The following is an 18,006-nucleotide window of genomic DNA, read 5'->3' on the forward strand; positions in this document are numbered from 1 at the left end:
AATGCCTGACTCCGCGGTCGGTATTCATGATGGCTCACGGGCCGGGGCCTGCGTAGCATTGGCCGCCATGAACGAACCCGCTTCCGAGTCCACGCTCCGTCCTCCCAAGGCCCTGCTGCGGCCGGTTGGCAAGACCATCCGCGACTTCGACATGATCCGGGACGGCGACCGCATCCTGGTGGCCGTCTCCGGGGGCAAGGATTCCCTGACCCTGGTCACCGTACTGCGCCATCTGGCGACCTACGCGCCGGTGCACTTCGAGGTCGGTGCGGTAACTATAGACCCCCAGGTGGAGGGGTTCGACCCGTCGCCGCTCAAGGAGTGGATGGCCGCGCGCGGCATCGACTACTACTACCGCACCCAGCCCCTCCAGGAGGAGGCGCAGGAGCGCATGCAGGGGGACTCCTTCTGCTCCTTCTGCTCGCGCATGAAGCGGGGAATGATGTACACCGCGGCGCGGGAGGGCGGCTACAACGTACTCGCCCTGGGTCAGCACCTGGACGATCTGGCGGAGAGCTTCCTCATGTCCGCCTTCCACGGCGGTCAGCTACGTACAATGCAGGCCCACTACCGCATCAATGCCGGGGACCTGCGCGTGATCCGGCCCTTCGCCCTGGTCCGGGAGCGCCAGCTGGCCGACTTCGCCGAACGGGCCGGGCTACCGGTGATCCCCGACTCCTGCCCCGCCTGCTTCGGCGCCCCCACCGAGCGCGAGCACGCCAAGGCGCTGCTGGCCGCGGAGGAGGACCGGATACCCCGGCTGTTCGGCAATCTGGAACACACCCTGCGCCCCCTCATGGCACCCGAGGGGATCCCGGACGATCCCGAACCGGATTCCTGACCGCCCCGCCAGGGAGGGCGGAGCGAGGGGCTAGCCGGGGTTGCGCCCGATGCGCCAGGCGGCGACGGTCGGCACCACGGCCGCTACTGCCAGGGCCGTGGAGAGCGCCAGGAAGGAGGAGACGGGCAGACCCAGGACGATGAGCTGGAAGGCCATCCAGGTGGAGAGAGTGGTCCCCGCCCAGATGAGAACCAGGGCCAGCGCCCAGCGCGGGGCGCGGTGCAGGGCCAGGGCTGCCAGCACACCGGTTGCCAGGGTCAGGCCGCTGGCGATGAGCAGCAGATCGTAGCCGCCCCGCACCGTCAGCTCCACCAGCAGGGCCAGGATCCCGGGGGCCAGCAGCAGCGCGGTCATGGCCGGTCCACCCCCTCCGGTACCGGGTGGCGCTCCCGGTCCGGCAGCTCCAGCGGGATGCGACCGTCCTCACCGGGCGTCCCCGGCCCCTCGACCAGACCGCCCATGAAGAGCGCGGCCACGCCCAGGGCCAGAAGCAGCAGGATCAGCAGCAGGAGGCCGGAGAGGCGGGAACGGTCCTTGCGGCCACCCGCCCGGGGCGTGAGGTTCCAGTTCTCGCGTTTGCGGCTCATGTCTCGTCCTCCCCCGTTCCTCGACGGCGGCTCGGGTAGGGAGTGGGAACACCCTCGGGCCGGGTCTTGAACCAGCGCAGGGTCCACATGTACTGCGCCGGGTCCGCCGCCACCAGTCGCTCCAGGGCCGTATTCATGGCGGTGGCATCCGATTCGGCATCCCCGCTGGGGAAGCCCTCCAGCGGCGGGTCGAACCGCACCCGCCAGCCGGACCCGTCCCGCTCCGAATAGCCCATGCAGGGGATCGCCCGCGCCCGGGCGATCTTCGTCAGGCGGCCCAGGCTGGTCAGAGTGGCCTTGGGCTCGCCGAAGAAGGGGGCGAAGACCCACTCGCTCCCCGGCACGTGGGCCAGGTCCTCGTCGGGCTGGTAGTAGAAGGCCAGTCCGGCGCGCATGTCCTGAAGGATGGGCCGCAGCCCGGCGTCGCGCAGGTAGACCTTGCCCTGGAAGCGGGTCCGGCCCCGGGCGATGAGCCAGTCGATGATGGGATTCTTCACCCGCTGCATCATGCCCACGGTGGGCATGCGGCGGGTGATGGCCACACCCAGGGCATCCAGGGCGGCGCTGTGGCCGGTGAACATCACGACGTTGTGCCCGTCGCGCAGCGCCGCCTCCACGTGCTCCCAGCCCTCGACCCGGATGATCCGGTCCAGATAGCGGGCCGGCGCCCACCACAGGAGGGCGTAGTCCAGGGAGGCCTGGGCCATGACCCGGAAGCTGTCCCGGGCCACCTCGGCGCGCTGCTCCTCACCCCAATCCGGGAAGCACAGGCGCAGGTTGGCCTCGACGACGGAACGCCGCCGCTGATTGCGCCGATACCAGTAGTTGCCCACCCAGCGGGCGAGGCTGCGCCGGACGACCTTGGGCGCCAGGGCCAGCAGGGCGAAGAAGCCCAGCCCCAGCCAGGTGGGCCAGTAGCGCGGACCCAGCCAGGCCGGCTGGAAACGGGGTCGGTGGCCGCCTTCGAGCTGCTCGTTCATCGCGCCTCGCTGTTCAGCCGCTCGATGAGGCTGCGCGCCCGCCCGAGGTAGGCCGTCCCGAACAGATTCAGGTGGTTGAGGATGTGGTAGAGATTGTAGAGATCCCGGCGGACGCCGTAACCGCCATCCCGGGCCCAGACGGCGTCGTAGGCGGCATAGAAGTCCCGCGGGAAGCCGCCGAAGAGCTCCGTCATGGCGAGATCCGCCTCGCGATCCCCGTAGTACACGGCCGGATCGAAAATCACCGGATCGCCGTCGGCGGTGACGTCCCAGTTCCCCGACCAGAGGTCGCCGTGGAGCAGGGAGGGCACCGGTGTGTAGTCGGTGAAGAAGGCCGGCAGTCGCTCCAGGAGCTCGTTCCCGCCGTCGCGCAGTTCACGCCCGTAACCGTTGCGCTCGGCGAGATCCAGCTGGAAGCCCAGCCGGCGCTCGCGCCAGAAGGCGACCCAGTCGGCCATCTCGCCGTTGGGCTGGGGCGTGGCGCCGATGGTGTTGTCCCGGTGCCAGCCGAAGCGCTCCCGGGTCCGGCCGTGCATGGTGGCCAGACCCTCGCCCAGGCGCCGGACGGTGGCGGTGTCGAAGCGGCCGCCCAGGGGCAGGTACTCCATGACCAGGTAGACCTGATCGCCGGCCACGCCCCAGACCACCGGCTCGGGACAGCGCACCGCCTCGGCGGCGGCGATCTCCGCCAGCCCCTCGGCCTCCGCGTAGAACATCTCCGCCTCGCTGGCGCGATTGAACTTCACGAAGAAGCGGCGACCGTCCTCCGCCTCCACCCGGAAGGCGGCGCTGATGCAGCCACCCCCCAGATTGCGCTGTTCGGCCATGCGGAAGGGGCGGCCGGTGGCCGCCTCGATGCGCTCGGCGATGGTATTCCAGGCCGTCATATCCACCTCGTTCCTCCGATCCGGGCATAATACTGCAGTTGTCCCCCATCGACGATAGGCTTGCCCCCATGGTCCGCACGCTCAACCCCCTCTGCGATCGCATCGGCCTCCCGACGGTGGAGGCCGTGGTGCGCGACTTCGCCCGACGCCAGGCCGAAGACCCGGTCCTCGCCCCCTGGCTCGCCCACGCCGCCGGGGACGAGGAACACCTGGCCACGGTCATGGACTACTGGTGGACCGCCATGGGCGGCCGCCTAGACCGACCGCCGCGGCCGGTGGACATGATGGGTCGCCACGCCGACCTGGCCCTTACCGAAACGGCGCTGGCCCGCTGGCTCGCCCTGTTCGAGACCACCCTGGCCGATCACCTGGATACAGCCGAGGCGAACGACTGGGCCGCCATGGCCCGGGCCATGGCGGAGAAACTCCGTGCGAGCGGCCTCATCCACCCCGATTAGGGAGCGGTTATGCACACCCACGCCCCCGGCTCATCGCCCTTGACAGACTCACACAAGCAGCCGCCACGGAAACTCAATGACTTACATATTCCCATTTAAAGTCAGTAAGTTACATTGACTGGTCAGCCATTGGCCAGACTGGCGAGACCCGCACCACGGCAGGGCTCGGCCCGCATCCCCGCATCTTCTCAACAGAGTTATCCACAGGTTGTGTGGAAAACCCGGCCAGCGGCGGTGCTACCATGCCGCTATGGCCGAAACCGTCCTCCACGTCGCCGTTCCCTCGCCGGTACGCCGCCTCTTCGACTACCTGCCACCGGCCGGTGACGACCCGGCGTGGATGGCGCCGGGGATGCGGGTGCGGGTGCCCTTCGGCCGCCAGCGCCTGACCGGGGTCATCGTCGCCGCGGGCACCAGCAGCGACCTGCCGGCCGCGAAGCTGCGTCGCGCCGAGGCCGTGCTGGACGGCCGTCCCCTGCTTACCGGGGATATCCTGGCCCTCCTCCACCGCGCCGCCGACTACTACCACCATCCGCCGGGGGAGGTCTTCGCCGCCGCCCTGCCGGTGCGGCTGCGGGACGGCCACCCGGCACGCCCCGGCGGCCCCCCGCGCTGGTGGCTCACCGCCGAGGGTGCGGCGGTGGATCCCGCCGGGCTGGACGGCCGGGCCCCGGTCCAGGGGGCGCTGCTCCGCCACCTGGCCAACGGCTCCGCCGGACCCGACGAACTCTCGGCCGCCCATGCCCGCTGGCGGGACAGCCTCCGCCGGCTGGAGGAGCGCGGCTGGGTGGAACAGGGGCGGGACTCCTGCCTGGAACCGGCGGGCGAGGCCACGGAGGGCCCCGCGGCGGGTCCCCACCAGGCCGCCGCCATCACCGCCATCACCGGGGCCCTGGGCGGGTTCACCCCCTTCCTCCTCGAGGGAGTCACCGGCTCCGGCAAGACCGAGGTCTACCTCCGGGCCATCGAGGCGACCCTGGCCGCCGGCCGCCAGGCCCTGGTCCTGGTCCCCGAGATCGGCCTGACCCCGCAGGCCCTGGCCCGTTTCCGGCGGCTGGGGGTGCCGCTGGCGGTGCTGCACTCCGGCATGAGCGACGGCCAGCGCGCCTGCGCCTGGCTGGCCGCCCGCCACGGCGAGGCGCGCGTGGTCATCGGCACCCGCTCGGCGATCTTCACGCCGCTGCCGGAGCCCGGCCTCATCATCGTCGACGAGGAGCACGATCCCTCGTACAAGCAGCAGGAGGGCTTTCGCTACTCGGGGCGCGACCTCGCCCTGCTCCGCGGCCAGCTGGCCGGTGTCCCGGTGGTACTGGGCTCGGCCACGCCCTCCCTGGAGAGCCTCCACCAGGCCAACGAGGGGCGCTACCAGCGGCTGGAACTGCCGGAGCGGGCGGCCGGCGCCGTCGCCCCCGGGGTGGAGCTGCGCGACCTGCGCGGACGGACGCTGGACGAGGGGCTGGGCCAGCCCATGATCCAGGCCGTGGAACGGGAGCTGGCCACCGGCGGCCAGGTGCTGCTCTTCCTCAACCGGCGCGGCTACGCCCCCACCCTGCTCTGCCACGACTGCGGCTTCGTCGCCCACTGCGAGCGCTGCGATGCCCATCTGACCTTCCACCAGGGGCGCGGCCGGTTGCGCTGCCACCACTGCGGCGCCGACCAGGCGGTGCCGCCGGCCTGCCCCGCCTGCGGCAGCCTGGATGTCCGCGCCATCGGCCTGGGGACCGAGCGTATCGAGCGCGCCCTGGAACGGCTCTTCCCCGAGACCGGCGTGGCCCGTATCGATCGCGACTCCACCCGCGCCCGGGGGCGCATGGAAGAGCTCCTGGAGCAGGCCCACAGCGGCGAGGCGCGGATCCTCCTGGGCACCCAGATGCTGGCCAAGGGCCACCACTTTCCCGAGGTCACGCTGGTGGGGATCCTGGATGCCGACCAGGGCCTCTACTCCGCCGATTTCCGCGCCGCCGAACGGCTTGCCCAGCTGGTTACCCAGGTGGCCGGGCGCGCCGGCCGGGCGGAGCGCCCCGGCCGGGTCCTCATCCAGACCCACCACCCCGACCACCCCCTGCTCCAGCGGCTGGCGGAGGAGGGCTACGCCGCCTGCGCCGCCGAGGCCCTCGCCGAGCGGCGCCTCGCCGCCCTGCCCCCCTTCAGCCACCTGGCCCTGCTGCGGGCCGAGGCGCCCAAGGCGGACGCGCCCAACGCCTTCCTGGCCGCCGCCGCGCGCGCCGCCGGCGACCCGGCCAACGTCCTGGTCCTGGGCCCGGTGCCGGCTCCCATGGAGCGCCGCGCCGGCCGCTACCGCGCCCAGCTCCTGCTCCAGGCCGACCGCCGCTCGGATCTCCACCGGCTACTGGCCGGCTGGCTGCCGGAGGTGGAGGCCCTGCCCGAGGCGCGCCGGACCCGCTGGTCCCTGGACGTGGATCCGGTGGACCTCACCTAGGCAGTCATGCCCGGTGCCTCTACCGGGACGAGTATCAATCGGGGGCGGTCGGCACGGGTCCCGGGCCTGTTCAAGGGCAGCACACGGACTACCGGCCCGGCTTCGTGACGGCGCGCTTGTGCGTTAGAATCGCCGCTCTTCCAGACCCGCCAGCGAGGCCCCCATGAAGGCGCACCTTCGTGACCAGTTCGAGACCGCCATCGCCGCCCTGCAGGCGGAGGGCACCGTCCCCGCCGAGATCCCGGGGTGGACGCTGGAGCGAGCCCGCGATCCGAGTCACGGCGACTTCGCCTGCAACGCGGCCATGGTCATGGCCAAGGCGGCGGGGATGAAACCGCGCGACCTGGCGGAGCAGGTAGTGGCGCGGCTGCCGGCCTCTTCCCGGGTGGACCGGGTGGAGATCGCCGGGCCGGGCTTCATCAACCTCTTCGTGGCCCCGGCGGCCTACCACGAGCTGGTCGGCGACGTACTGGACGCCGGCGAGGCCTTCGGTCGCTCCACGGTGGGCAATGACCGCCGGGTCCAGGTGGAGTTCGTCTCCGCCAACCCCACCGGCCCCCTGCACGTGGGCCACGGCCGGGGGGCCGCCTACGGCGCCGCGGTGGCCGACCTGCTGGCCGCCGCCGGCTTCCGGGTCCACCGGGAGTACTACGTCAACGATGCCGGCCGGCAGATGGACATCCTCGCCGCGTCGGTCTGGCTGCGCTATCTCGAGGCCCACGGCGAGGCCGTCCCCTTCCCCGCCAACGGCTACCGCGGCGACTACGTCCACGCCATCGCGGAACGCCTCACCCGGGCGGAGGGGCCGACCCTGGTCCAGCCGGCGGAGAAGGTCACCGCCGACCTCCCGGCGGATGAGCCCGCCGGCGGCGACAAGGAGGCCCACATCGATGCCCTGGTGAGCCGCAGCCGGGAGCTGCTGGGCGAGGGGGGCTACCAGCGCGTCTTCAATACCGGCCTGGGCTACATCCTCGAGGACATCCGCGAGGACCTGGAGGCCTTCGGGATCGTCTACGAGGAGTGGTTCTCCGAGCGCAGCCTCACCGAGACCGGCGCCGTGGATGCCGCCCTGGACCGGCTGCGCCAGCGCGGCCACCTGTATGAGGCCGACGGCGCCACCTGGTTCCGCGCCACCGACTTCGGCGACGACAAGGACCGGGTAGTCATCCGGGACAACGGCGACCGGACCTACTTCGCCTCCGACATCGCCTACCACATGGACAAGCTGGATCGCGGCTTCGACTGGGTCATCGATATCTGGGGTGCCGACCATCACGGCTACGTACCCCGGGTCCGCGCCGCTCTGGAGGCCATGGGTGAGCCGGTGGAGCGCCTGGACATGCTCCTGGTCCAGTTCGCCGTCCTCTGGCGCAGTGGCGAGAAGGTGCCCATGTCCACCCGCTCCGGGGAGTTCGTCACCCTGCGCGAGCTGCGCGACGAGGTGGGCGCCGACGCCGCCCGCTTCTTCTACGTCATGCGCCGCTGCGAACAGCACCTGGACTTCGACCTGGATCTGGCCAAGTCCGAGAGCAGTGACAACCCGGTCTTCTACATCCAGTACGCCCACGCCCGCGTCCACAGCCTCCTACGCCAGATGGCGGAGCGCGGCTGGCAGCACGACGAGGCCGGGGGTCGGGAGCACCTCCACCGACTGGAGAACGACCACGAGCAGGCGCTGCTGGCGCGCCTGTCCCGCTATCCGGAGGTGGTGGAGTCGGCGGCGCTGGCCCACGAACCCCACCAGCTCGCCAACTACCTGCGCGAACTCGCCGGCGACTTCCACACCTGGTACAACGCCCACCCCGTCCTGGTGGAGGAGGCCGCACTGCGCGACGCCCGCCTGGTACTGGCGCGCGCGGTGCGACAGACCATCGCCAACGGCCTGGGGATCCTCGGGGTCTCGGCTCCGGAGCGGATGTAGATGGCGGCGCAGAAGGGCAAGGGCAGCGGCAACAAGGGTCGCGAGGGGGCCCCGGCCTGGGCCTGGCTGGTGGTGGGCCTGCTGGTGGGGCTCTTCGTGGCCCTGTTGGTCCATCTTCAGGGCCAACAGCGCCCGGCCGGGACCGGGCCGGCGCCGTCGGCAAGTACGGAGCGCGATGCCCGCGCCGTGCGCCAGCCCGAAGGGGGAGAAGGCCCCGGCGAGCCGGAGTTCGACTTCTACTCCATCCTGCCGGAGATGGAGATACCGGTGCCGGAGCCGGAGGAGCAACCGCAGCAGGCCCCCGAGGAAAAGGAGCAGGAGCAGGCCCGCCCCCGGGAGGCGCCGGAACTGGGCGAAAACGAGGCATGGGCGCTACAGCTTGGTTCGTTTCGCTCCGAACCCGACGCCGACCGCTTCCGCGCCCGCTTGAGCCTGCTGGGGCTCGAACCCCATATCCAGGAGGTCACCATCGACGGCGCCGACTGGTACCGCGTCCGCCTGGGCCCCCTGCGCCGGACAGAGGAGCTGCAGGCGGTCCGCCAGCGGCTGCGCGAGAACGAGATCGACGCCATGGTGCTGAAACTGCAACAGACGGACTAGACCCCACGGAGGAACCGCCATGAATCCCATCAAGACCCGCCTGGCCCTCGGCCTGGCCGCCGCGCTCACCGCCGCACCCGTGACCGCGGCCGACTCGCCGCTGGGCTACCTGAACATGACCGGCGCCGTCGCCGACATGGAGGACCTGGACAACGGCCTCTCCGGCGTCCTCGGCCTCGGCTTCCCGCTGGACAACGTCGACCCGAACCTCAGCATCGAGGGGGAGTTCTCCAAGAGCCTCATCGGCCCGGAGAGTGATGGTCGCGGCGGTGATCGGGACTACTTCTCCCTGGGCGGCTTCGCGGCCTACCGCATGCCGGTGACCAACTCCGTGGCCCTGCGCGGCCGGGCCGGCCTGGTCCACCTGGACTGGGAGAACGACCTTACCGCCGACGACGAGCTGGGCATGGCGGTCGGCGTCGGGGCCACCTGGCGGCTGCAGGGCAACTTCGACCTGCTGGGTGAGCTCACCATCATGGATACCGATCCGGACCTGAACCACTTCTCCGTGGGGGTCCAGTACTGGCTGGACTGAACCTCACCGGCGCGGGCCAGACCCGGTCGGGGCGGCCATGATCCTGTGGATCCTGGCCGGCGGCCTGCTGCTCCTCCTGCTCTTCGGCCCGCAATGGTGGGTAAGGTGGGTCATGCGCCGCCATTCCCGCCCTCTGGAGCGCCTCCCCGGGACCGGCGGCGAACTGGCTCGCCATTTGGTGGACCGCTTCGGCCTCGTCGGCGTGGCCGTGGAGACCACCGAATCCGGCGACCACTACGACCCCGAGGCGCGCACCATCCGGCTGACAGCGGACGTCCACGACGGCCGCTCCCTCACCGCCGTGGCGGTGGCCGCCCACGAGTTCGGCCACGCCCTCCAGCACCACCGCAGCTACGCCCCCCTGCTGTGGCGGGGCCGGCTGGTCTCCGCCGCCGGCACCGCCCAGCGGGTGGGCAGCGGGGCGCTCATGGCCCTGCCGGTGGTGGGGGCGGCCACCCGCTCGCCGGCCCTCATGGCCCTGTGCGCCGTGGTCGGTATCGCCGGTCTGGCCGCCGGGGTCGCCGTCCACCTGCTCACCCTGCCGGTGGAGACCGACGCCAGCTTCGGCCGCGCCCTGCCGATCCTGCGGGAGGGGGAGTACATCCGCCCCGAGGAGGAGCGCAAGGTGCGATCCGTCCTGCGGGCGGCGGCCCTGACCTACGTCGCCGCCGCCCTGGGCAGCCTGCTCAACCTCGCCCGCTGGTGGACCCTGCTCCGGGGTGGACGGCTGATCTGAGCCTCGGGCTACCCGTCCGCCGGCTCGTCCCGCCCCGGCCGACGGCGCTCGGCGATCCAGTGCCCCAGCTCCGCCTCCGGCATGGGACGGGCATAGTAGAAGCCCTGCCCCTCCCGACAGCCCTCCTCCCTCAGGGCCACCTCCAGTTCCCGGGTCTCCACCCCCTCCGCGATGACCGAGAGCGACAGGCTCTGCCCCAGGGTCACCACGGAACGGACGATGGCGCGATCGGCACTATCCTCGAGCATGTCCCGGACAAAGGACTGATCGATCTTAAGCCGCTGCACCGGCAGGTACTTGAGATAGGCCAAGGATGAGAAGCCGGTCCCGAAATCATCCACCGCGAGATGGACCCCCAGATCCCGGAGACCGTAGAAGGTCTGCAGAGCCCCGTCCCCGGCAAAGACCGCCTCGGTGACCTCCAGTTCCAGGCATTCGGGCGGCAGACCGGACTCCTCCAGCGCCGCCCGGACTCGCTGGATCAGATCGCCGTGGTGGACCTGGATGGCAGAGATGTTTACCGCCAGCCGCCCCCACGAGGTCCCGGCTCGCCGCATGGCCTCAAAGCTTCGGCACGCCTCCCGGAGTACCCAGTCGCCCACCTGGAGGATGAGGTGGGTCTCCTCCGCCACCGGGATGAACTCACCGGGGGAGATGGGACCCAGCTCCGGGTGCTGCCACCGGACCAGCGCCTCCATCCCGGCGGGCTCGGCGCTCTCCAGGTGCACCTGGGGCTGGTAGACGAGGTAGAGCTGACCCTGCTCCACCGCCTGCCGCAGGTCCATCTCCAGCCGCCGCTTGTGATCCACTGCCTCGGTAAATGCCCGGGTGTAAAAGCGGACCTGGTTGGGGCCGGCCGCCTTGGCCTGGAACATGGCCGAATCGGCGTTGCGGACCAGGGTGGCGGTGTCGGTGCCGTCGTCCGGGTAGAGGCTGATCCCGATACTGGCATCCACCCCGAGGTCGTACCCCTGGACCGGGAAGGGGCCGGCGCTCAGCCGGGCCAGCAACCGGCGGGCAACGCCCTCCGCCTCCTGGCTGTCCGCCACCTCCGGGAGAACCACGGTGAACTCGTCCCCGCCCACGCGAGCCAGGGTGGCGCCCTCTGGGAGGGCTCCCTGCAGCCGCAACGCCACCGCCTGCAGGAGTTCGTCGCCGATGGGGTGGCCCAGGCTGTCGTTAATGGTCTTGAACCGGTCCAGGTCCAGAAAGAGGACCGCGGCCATTTGCTGCTCCCCGGCCTCGTCCCGAAGGATCTTGCGGAGACGCTCCTGGAGCTGGAGACGGTTGGGTAGGTCGGTGAGCGGGTCGTGGTGAGCCAGGTAGGCCAGGCGCTCCTCGGTCTCCCTGAGGGCCTGCTCGCGCCGGCTTACCTCTTGCGCCATCTGGTTCATGGCCTGGCCGAGCCGATCGGTCTCGTGGGTGTCGAGTTCGGGAATCCGGTAGTCGTACTCCCCGCGCCGGAAGGCACTCACACCCTCCATGACCTGGCGCAGAGGCCCGGCAAAGGCGCCTCTGAAGAAACCCAGGCTCGCCGGCAGGACGAGCAGGAGTGCCAGGAAGAGGGCGCCGCCCACCACCCAGCGGGCGGCCGCGATCTCCTGATTGAAGAGGCCACGGCTGTAGAGGACGCTGAGATGGAAGGGGTTGCCGGCCTCGTCCACGAGGCTCCGGCTCCGGACGAGGTAGTTCTTGCCCATGCGCGTCTCGCTTTCCTCCCCACCGACGAGCGGGGGCGGCTCATGCCCGTCGGCCAGTGGGTCCGGGGCGTCCGACGGCCCCAGGATGAGTCGCCCGGAAGCGGCGAAGAGGGCAAAGTCCAGATCCTGGGCGGCGGCCATGCGCTTGATGTCCGCATCACCCATGGCCACTCCCAGGCGGAGCGTACCCACCTGCTCGGACTCGGCGCCTTCCATCGTCAGCTCCACCGGCCGGCGCACGGACTGGACCAGCTCCTCCCGGCGGATACGGTAGGTCGGCTCCAGGGACATCGACCGGCTCGACCCCGGTCGGGCCGCGAAGGGGAACTGCTCGCGAGGGAGCAGGCGCCACTCCCCATCGGCCTGGCGAGTCAGGACCCGCTGCTCGCCCTCCACCCGCCGGGTGATGGCCAGTCGGAGCCCGCGCCCTTCCCGCTCGGGGAAGACCACGGCCACCAGTTCGCCATCCGCCTGGCGAATACAGGCCGTGGTGACCGCCGTGGTCTGCACCACGTCCTGCAGATGGCGCGCCAGCTTCTTTTTCTCGGGGGTGAAGATGAGCGGCCGCGGGTCGGTGGATTCCTGATAGCGGGAAAGGAGATTCAGAGAGGCGATCACCGGCTCCATGCGAGCCAGCTGCGAACCGACCGAACCCAGTTCCTCCGCCTGGGCGTTCAGGTTGATGGTGAGTTCCTGCAGGGCATCCCGGGTCACCTGGCGACCGAAGTCCTCGTGGACATCGTGGAGGTAGTTGTCCATGAGCACGCCCACCACGATGAGAGGCACCAGCGCGGTGGCCAGTAGCAGCAGGAAAAGACGAGTGTGGAGGGAACGCTTCATGGGCCGGGGTCCTGCTCGTCCTGCCGGAAGATCGGCGCCACCTCATCGACGTTCTCGGCGGTCACCCGCCGGGACTCCAGCCGCATCCGGCGCGGCACCGGCTCCCCCGCCAGCAGGCGCAGGGCGATCTCCGCGCCCTCGGCACCGCCGGTGGGATAGGTGTAGCTCACCAGTTGTTCGCCGGAGCGGATGGCGGCCCGCGCCTCCTCGATGTAGTCGATGCCGGCGATGAGGACGCGGGCCGGATCGCCCCCGTTGCGGCGCAGAGCGACACGCGCGCCCTCGGCCATGGAATCGCTCTGGGCATAGAGGGCATCGAAGGGAAAGCCGTCGTGGCGGCGCAGGAACTCATCCACGGCGAGGATGGCATCGCCGCGGAGATAATTGGCCGTCCGGGTAGTCACGGAGATCCCCGGCTCCTCGGCCGCCAGCTCCTCGAAGGCGCGGGTCCGGTGGAGCGTGGGCGTCGCCCCCGGAACCCCGCGAAGCATGAGCACGCGACCCTCGTTACCCATACGCTGGAAGAGGAACCGCGCCAGCCGCCGGGTGATCACACGATTGTCGGGATGGATGTAGGTCGTGAAGGCATCGCTGGTGGTCCGTCGGCCCAGCAGCACCACCGGGATCCCCTTCGCGCGGGCGCGGCGCAGGACGGGGTCCAGGAGCTCGGCATCGGCCGGGCTGGTGATGAGGACGTCCACCCCGCGCCGGATCTGGCGGTCGATATGCAGCGCCTGGACGGCGGCATCGCCCCGGGCATCGGTCACCCGGTAATCCACCTCCGGGTAGCGGGCGAGGACCCGCCCCACTGCCGCCACCTGGGCGCGCCGCCAGTCGTTGCTGAGGTCATCCTGGGCGAAGGCCACGACGCCGGAGACGGCGCCGGCCCCGGGAGCGACTCCCAGGGTCAGGACGCACCACAACAGCAGCATCCCTATCCGCCCAATCCCTGTGCGGTCCACCACTCTCTTCCCCGACGCCCTTTGGGGGAAAATCCTACTCCTCGCCGTATCCGTCGTCGACTCGCCCCTAATGGCTCGTTTCGCTTTGGCCGTGGTCGTCTCCCATCTCGGTGAGGCAGGCCTCGATGACGTCCACCCGCGTCACCAGGCCGATGACCACATGGGTATCCCGGGGCGAGCGTACCGGGAAGCCCTCCAGCCCGTAGGAGGCCATGAGGTCCATGGCCTTCACCGCGCCGTCGCCGGGATAGAGGTTGCGCAGGTTCTCCGCGTCCACGAGGTAGGGGGTGAGGTCGACGCGCCCATCCTCCTCGTCCGGGCTTGCCATGCCGGCCTGGAGAAGCCCTGTCAGGTCCATGATCCCCACCAGCTCGCCCTCCTCCACCACCGGGAAGATGCTCTGGATCCCGGAATCGGACTGGGCGCGGCGCAGCTCCTCCTCGTTCACCCGGCGTGGCAGGGTGTCGAAATCCTCGTGCATGATCTGCTTTACCGGCACGGTGCACTTCTGCCCCGACTCCGGCAGGGTCGGCTCGGAGAGTTCGCGCAGGTGGAGGGTCCAGGCGAAGATGGACTGCGCCTTGAACCAGTCCCGGGAGGTCACGGCAGCCGTCACTGTGGCCAGCATCACCGGCAGGATCACCGCCGGATTCCGGGTGAGCTCGAAGACGGCGACGATGGCGACAAAGGGGGCATTGAGGATGGCCGCCATCCCGGCGGCCATGCCGATGACGGCGTAGATCCCCGTCTCCCCCAGGGGCACGCCGGCCAGGCGGGTCGCCTCGGCCACCGCCGCCCCCACCAGCGCGCCCATGAAGAGCGCCGGGCCGATGGCTCCACCCCGGGACTGGGTGCCGACACTGATGGCCGTGGCCGCCAGCTTCGCCCCCAGCAGGGCGAGCAGCGCCAGCAGGGGCAGGCCGTCGGTGAAGACCTCGTTCAGGGCGCCATAACTCACCCCCATGATGTCCGGCGTCCCCACCGCCAGGATGCCGACGCCGAGCCCGCCCACGGCCGGCAGCGCCCACTCCGGCAGCGGCGCCCACTGGCCCAGACGGTGGATCCCCTCCACCCCGCGCAGGAGCAGGTAGGAGACCAGCGCGGCACCGAAGCCGATTAGCCAGTCCAGCGGGAGATACCAGAAGGAGTGGACCGGCAGCTCCGGCACCGCCAGCACCAGCTCCGGCCCGATGGCCACCTGGGTAACCACCGTAGCGATGACCGCGGCCACCACCACCGGCGCGAAGAGGACCAGGGTGTACTCCCCCAGGATCACCTCCAGGGCGAAGACCACCCCGGCCAGGGGGATGTCCAGCGCCCCGGCGAAGGCCCCCGCCGCCCCGGCTGCTACAAGCACGCGCAGATGGGAGGGGTCGACGCCGAAGCGCTGGCCCACCAGGGAGCCGATGGCCGCCCCCATGTGCAGCGACGGCCCCTCCCGGCCGACGGAGTGGCCGGAGCCGATAGCCAGCACGCCGAAGAGGAACTGCGCCACCGCCCCCTTCGCCCCGAGGTGGCTGGCGCCGTAGGCCACCTGCTCCAGCACTCGGGAGACGCCGACATCCGCATGCCGGGGGAAGACGTAGTAGGCCAGGAGCCCCACCGCCAGGCCGCCGGCTGCCGGTAGCAGCAGGCGCCCCCAGGCGGGCAGGCCGGCGAAGCCGGCGCCCAGGGTGAACCAGTCGGCGGCCACCGCGATGGCGATGCGGAAGAGGACGACCACCGCCCCGGCCAGGACCCCCACGATGACCCCCAGGGCCATCAGGCGCAGGGTCCAGTGCTCGCTCCAGCTCCGCAGAAGGGCGGGAAGATCCATGGGGGTCGGGGCTGCCTCCGATTCGTGGCGTGGGCGAAGCCCACAAGGACAGGACGGAATCAGCCTACCGCCCGGCGATCCCCGGCGGCAAGCGCCGTTGTCCGCCTCCCCGCCCGGGGTTACGCTCGAATGTCCGTCGCCGGAGGCCGCCATGAACCACATCCGCCGCCTTGCAGCCGCCCTCCTCCTCTTCGCCCTCGCCAGCCCGGCCACCGCGCCGGCGGCCGACGGCCCGCTCTTCGATGCCCACGTCCACTACCGTCCCGCCATGATGGCCTCCATCTCACCGGCGGAGGCCGGCCGGTCCCTGGCCGAGGCCGGCATCGACGGGGCGCTGATCCTCGCCTCGGAAGCCACCACCTTCCGCCGCCTGGATGCGGCCAGCGCGGCGCGGCTGGTCCCCTTCCTGGATATCTCCCGCCGCCTGGGGCGCAAGACCGACTGGATGCACGTGGAGGGGGTGGCCGAGCGGGCCCGGGAATGGCTGGAGGCCGGCGAGGGCGTGGACTGGGCCGGCATCGGCGAGCTGCACATCCGCGCCGGGGACCGCTTCGCCCCCGCCTTCGAGGCCCTGTTGCACCTGGCCGCCGAGCGCGACCTGGTAGTCATGATCCACGGCGACCCGGCGGTCATCGACCACGCCTATACCGTGGCGCCGGCGGTCCGGATCCTCTGGGCCCACGCCGGCACCTATCCCTACCCGCCCCTGCTGGACGACTACCTCCGCCGCTACCCGAACCTCGTCGCCGATCTGAGCATGCGCAATCCCACGCTCACCGACGCCGACGGCCGCCTTGAGGAGGCCTGGTTCGAGCTCCTTACCCGCCACCCCGACCGCTTCCTGGTGGGCGTGGACACCTTCAGCGTGAACCGCTGGACCGAATACGGCGACATCGTCACCGCGACCCGCACCTGGCTCGCCGACCTCCCGCCGGAGGTCGGCGAAGCCCTGGCCCGGGAGAACGCCGCACGACTCTTCCCGGAGTAGCGACCCGGACGGCATGGATAGTCGCGAGTGGCGCCCCTACAATCGTCGCCCCCCGAACCCTTGAGGCAGCCCCGTGCAACCCGACCTTACCCACCTGACCGAACGCCTCCTCCCCATCTTCCCGGACTTCGGCGCCGAGGGGCGCGAGCTGGTCCGCCCCCTCTTCCGCCGGCTGGCACACGGCCGGCCGGTGGAACCGGCCGAACTCGCCGCGGCCTCGGGTTGGTCGACAGCGGCCGTCAACGAGACGCTCTCCCGCTGGTGGGGCATTCGATATGACGAGGAAGGGCGGATCAACGGCTTCTGGGGCCTGGACCTGGAGCCCACGCGGCATCAGCTCCGGGCGGGCGAGCGGGCGCTGTTCGCCTGGTGCGCCTGGGACACGCTCTTTCTGGCCGACCTGATGGGAGAGACGCTCGAGGTCACCAGCCCCTGTCCGGCCTCCGGCGAGACGATCCATCTCCGGGTCGGCCCGGACGGGATCGAGGGCTCACCGCCTGCCGCTCGCCTGGCCCTGACCCTGCCGGATCCGGCCCGGGCCCGCCACGGGGTCCGCGAGGCCTTCTGCTGTGGCGTCGACTTCGTCACCGAGGGCGCCGCCGAACCGTGGTGCCAGGATCGCGACGACCGGCACCTCCTGACCCTCGACCAGGGGTATGACCTGGGGCAGATGGTCTGGGAGGCACTCCTTGCGCCCGAGAATGAGGAAACCGCCATGTCCGACTGCTGCGCCAGCCCCGAGCCCGAATCGAAGCCCGTTCGCAAACGGCCGTGCCCGAGCTGCGGCGAGACCGCGCGCTCCGTTGCCGGCCGAACCGTCCTGCACCATCTCCAGCAGCCCTGGGCACAGCCCGACCTGGCCCACCGGAACCTCTGGTTCTGCGAGTCGCCGGCCTGCCCCACGGTCTATTTCGATGCCGAGGGACAGGCCTTCACCCAGGCAGACCTTCGAACCACCGTCGGCCAGAAGGCCTCGGGCGCGGACGCCCCCATCTGCTACTGCTTCGGCGTCGCCCGGGGCGAGGCGACCCCCGAGGTCCGCGGCTTCGTCGAGGCCATGACGCGGGACGGCCTGTGCGCCTGCGAGGCCCGCAACCCCGCCGGTCGCTGCTGTCTGCGCGACTTCCCAGGCAGTTAGGCACTTAGCAGCCGCCTCGGCTACCTGCCCGGCTTCGGCGGCCACGACCAGACCCAGGAGCTCACGACGCCGGGCACCCGGGGACGGAATGACCTGATGGAGCGCTTTTTTCGGTCTTTGAAAGAAGGGTGCATCTTGCTGCACTGGTTCGAATGGCTAGGCCAGCTCGGGTGGTCATCGGCCATTTAATCACGTACGGCAACGAGTAGCGGCCGCATCAGCCCCGGGGTACGCAGCTTCAGGGCCACATCCCACTCGAAGCGCGTACGCCCCGGCGTTCGTCAAGCTAGTTGTCGTATCCCCGAGCATCATGCTGCGACTTGATCGGGTTCGCAGGCCGTTCGCCGTTCCGGGTTCAGCCAGACCGGCCCGGCCGGACGCCAGTCCCGGGTTGGCCCGCTCCAGCGCCTGGGATTCTCCGCCTTCGCCTCGTCATACCGCGCCTGACGGTCGCCCAGGATGGCCTCATCATCACCGTCGTGGCGCTGCTGTGGCGTGACATACTGGATCCGGCTGTGCCGGTTCTCTTCGTTGTACCAGCGAACAAAACCATGCACCCATCCTCGAGCCGCTTCGA

General features: G+C 70.8%; 16 protein-coding genes and 1 pseudogene. 9 read left to right on the plus strand and 8 right to left on the minus strand.

Features of this window, described 5'->3' with window-relative positions; genetic code table 11:
• Positions 1–67 precede the first annotated feature (67 nt).
• On the plus strand, positions 68–841 hold the full coding sequence (locus tag BM272_RS11325; RefSeq protein WP_093428899.1) for a tRNA 2-thiocytidine biosynthesis TtcA family protein: 774 nt from the start codon (positions 68–70) through the stop codon (positions 839–841).
• A gap of 30 nt (positions 842–871) precedes the next feature.
• On the opposite strand, the gene BM272_RS11330 is transcribed toward BM272_RS11325, so the two are convergent.
• Genes BM272_RS11330 through BM272_RS11345 form a run of 4 tightly spaced genes read right to left on the minus strand, consistent with a single transcriptional unit; the run spans position 872 to position 3,295 of the window.
• Positions 872–1,195, minus strand: coding sequence for a hypothetical protein (locus BM272_RS11330; RefSeq protein WP_093428900.1), 324 nt, complete (start codon positions 1,193–1,195; stop codon positions 872–874).
• Positions 1,192–1,428, minus strand: a complete 237-nt coding sequence (locus BM272_RS11335; RefSeq protein WP_093428901.1) for a hypothetical protein — start codon at positions 1,426–1,428, stop codon at positions 1,192–1,194. The genes BM272_RS11330 and BM272_RS11335 overlap by 4 nt, the downstream gene beginning before the upstream one ends.
• A complete protein-coding gene (locus BM272_RS11340; RefSeq protein ID WP_093428902.1) occupies positions 1,425–2,408 on the minus strand; it encodes an LpxL/LpxP family acyltransferase in 984 nt (327 codons plus the stop codon). Before BM272_RS11340 ends, BM272_RS11335 begins: the two co-directional genes overlap by 4 nt.
• Positions 2,405–3,295 (minus strand): fructosamine kinase family protein, encoded by an 891-nt coding sequence (locus BM272_RS11345; protein ID WP_093428903.1) that lies wholly within the window; start codon positions 3,293–3,295, stop codon positions 2,405–2,407. The genes BM272_RS11340 and BM272_RS11345 overlap by 4 nt, the downstream gene beginning before the upstream one ends.
• Positions 3,296–3,363: 68 nt before the next feature.
• On the opposite strand from BM272_RS11345, the gene BM272_RS11350 reads away from it, so the two are divergent.
• From BM272_RS11350 to BM272_RS11375, 6 genes are all read left to right on the plus strand, one after another.
• The gene (locus tag BM272_RS11350; RefSeq protein ID WP_093428904.1) at positions 3,364–3,753 is read left to right on the plus strand and encodes a globin domain-containing protein; all 390 of its coding nucleotides are present in this window, start codon (positions 3,364–3,366) and stop codon (positions 3,751–3,753) included.
• 250 nt (positions 3,754–4,003) lie between these two features.
• Complete coding sequence (locus BM272_RS11355) at positions 4,004–6,193, plus strand: primosomal protein N' (protein ID WP_093428905.1); 2,190 nt, start codon at positions 4,004–4,006, stop codon at positions 6,191–6,193.
• 163 nt (positions 6,194–6,356) lie between these two features.
• Positions 6,357–8,114 carry an arginine--tRNA ligase gene (gene argS / locus BM272_RS11360; RefSeq protein WP_093428906.1) on the plus strand — a complete coding sequence of 586 codons (1,758 nt, stop codon included), beginning with the start codon at positions 6,357–6,359 and terminating at the stop codon, positions 8,112–8,114.
• The gene (locus tag BM272_RS11365; RefSeq protein WP_093428907.1) at positions 8,115–8,714 is read left to right on the plus strand and encodes an SPOR domain-containing protein; all 600 of its coding nucleotides are present in this window, start codon (positions 8,115–8,117) and stop codon (positions 8,712–8,714) included. It abuts the gene before it with no gap.
• Between the two features lie 19 nt (positions 8,715–8,733).
• Positions 8,734–9,249, plus strand: coding sequence for an outer membrane beta-barrel protein (locus BM272_RS11370; RefSeq protein ID WP_093428908.1), 516 nt, complete (start codon positions 8,734–8,736; stop codon positions 9,247–9,249).
• Positions 9,250–9,286: 37 nt separating this feature from the next.
• The gene (locus BM272_RS11375) at positions 9,287–9,985 is read left to right on the plus strand and encodes a zinc metallopeptidase (protein ID WP_093428909.1); all 699 of its coding nucleotides are present in this window, start codon (positions 9,287–9,289) and stop codon (positions 9,983–9,985) included.
• 8 nt (positions 9,986–9,993) lie between these two features.
• On the opposite strand, the gene BM272_RS11380 is transcribed toward BM272_RS11375, so the two are convergent.
• The 3 genes from BM272_RS11380 to BM272_RS11390 all read right to left on the minus strand — a co-directional run bounded on the left by BM272_RS11380 (position 9,994) and on the right by BM272_RS11390 (position 15,303).
• Entirely contained in the window at positions 9,994–12,525 is a 2,532-nt protein-coding gene (locus BM272_RS11380; RefSeq protein WP_093428910.1) for a putative bifunctional diguanylate cyclase/phosphodiesterase, read from the minus strand.
• Positions 12,522–13,457, minus strand: coding sequence for a substrate-binding domain-containing protein (locus tag BM272_RS11385; RefSeq protein WP_093428911.1), 936 nt, complete (start codon positions 13,455–13,457; stop codon positions 12,522–12,524). Before BM272_RS11385 ends, BM272_RS11380 begins: the two co-directional genes overlap by 4 nt.
• A 97-nt stretch (positions 13,458–13,554) precedes the next feature.
• Positions 13,555–15,303 (minus strand): chloride channel protein, encoded by a 1,749-nt coding sequence (locus BM272_RS11390; RefSeq protein WP_159433076.1) that lies wholly within the window; start codon positions 15,301–15,303, stop codon positions 13,555–13,557.
• Between the two features lie 151 nt (positions 15,304–15,454).
• Between BM272_RS11390 and BM272_RS11395 the strand changes: the two genes are divergently transcribed.
• Both BM272_RS11395 and BM272_RS11400 read left to right on the plus strand, forming a co-directional pair.
• Positions 15,455–16,291: an amidohydrolase family protein gene (locus BM272_RS11395; protein ID WP_093428923.1), complete on the plus strand. Its 837-nt coding sequence runs from the start codon at positions 15,455–15,457 to the stop codon at positions 16,289–16,291.
• A gap of 73 nt (positions 16,292–16,364) precedes the next feature.
• Complete coding sequence (locus tag BM272_RS11400) at positions 16,365–17,429, plus strand: putative iron-sulfur cluster-binding metallochaperone (RefSeq protein ID WP_093428913.1); 1,065 nt, start codon at positions 16,365–16,367, stop codon at positions 17,427–17,429.
• A gap of 308 nt (positions 17,430–17,737) precedes the next feature.
• Here the strand turns inward: BM272_RS11400 and BM272_RS13610 are convergent.
• A pseudogene (locus BM272_RS13610) lies at positions 17,738–18,006 on the minus strand (IS3 family transposase); the annotation flags it as partial.

Origin of the sequence: Thiohalospira halophila DSM 15071, from assembly GCF_900112605.1 — a bacterium.
Taxonomy (GTDB): domain Bacteria; phylum Pseudomonadota; class Gammaproteobacteria; order Thiohalospirales; family Thiohalospiraceae; genus Thiohalospira; species Thiohalospira halophila.

Bases quoted from the DNA above. Each gene is read 5' to 3' on its own strand.
- BM272_RS11325 (WP_093428899.1), top strand. From the start codon at position 68: ATGAACGAACCCGCTTCCGAGTCCACGCTCCGTCCTCCCAAGGCCCTG.
- BM272_RS11330 (WP_093428900.1), bottom strand. From the start codon at position 1,195: ATGACCGCGCTGCTGCTGGCCCCCGGGATCCTGGCCCTGCTGGTGGAG.
- BM272_RS11335 (WP_093428901.1), bottom strand. From the start codon at position 1,428: ATGAGCCGCAAACGCGAGAACTGGAACCTCACGCCCCGGGCGGGTGGC.
- BM272_RS11340 (WP_093428902.1), bottom strand. From the start codon at position 2,408: ATGAACGAGCAGCTCGAAGGCGGCCACCGACCCCGTTTCCAGCCGGCC.
- BM272_RS11345 (WP_093428903.1), bottom strand. From the start codon at position 3,295: ATGACGGCCTGGAATACCATCGCCGAGCGCATCGAGGCGGCCACCGGC.
- BM272_RS11350 (WP_093428904.1), top strand. From the start codon at position 3,364: ATGGTCCGCACGCTCAACCCCCTCTGCGATCGCATCGGCCTCCCGACG.
- BM272_RS11355 (WP_093428905.1), top strand. From the start codon at position 4,004: ATGGCCGAAACCGTCCTCCACGTCGCCGTTCCCTCGCCGGTACGCCGC.
- argS (WP_093428906.1), top strand. From the start codon at position 6,357: ATGAAGGCGCACCTTCGTGACCAGTTCGAGACCGCCATCGCCGCCCTG.
- BM272_RS11365 (WP_093428907.1), top strand. From the start codon at position 8,115: ATGGCGGCGCAGAAGGGCAAGGGCAGCGGCAACAAGGGTCGCGAGGGG.
- BM272_RS11370 (WP_093428908.1), top strand. From the start codon at position 8,734: ATGAATCCCATCAAGACCCGCCTGGCCCTCGGCCTGGCCGCCGCGCTC.
- BM272_RS11375 (WP_093428909.1), top strand. From the start codon at position 9,287: ATGATCCTGTGGATCCTGGCCGGCGGCCTGCTGCTCCTCCTGCTCTTC.
- BM272_RS11380 (WP_093428910.1), bottom strand. From the start codon at position 12,525: ATGAAGCGTTCCCTCCACACTCGTCTTTTCCTGCTGCTACTGGCCACC.
- BM272_RS11385 (WP_093428911.1), bottom strand. From the start codon at position 13,457: ATGCTGCTGTTGTGGTGCGTCCTGACCCTGGGAGTCGCTCCCGGGGCC.
- BM272_RS11390 (WP_159433076.1), bottom strand. From the start codon at position 15,303: ATGGATCTTCCCGCCCTTCTGCGGAGCTGGAGCGAGCACTGGACCCTG.
- BM272_RS11395 (WP_093428923.1), top strand. From the start codon at position 15,455: ATGAACCACATCCGCCGCCTTGCAGCCGCCCTCCTCCTCTTCGCCCTC.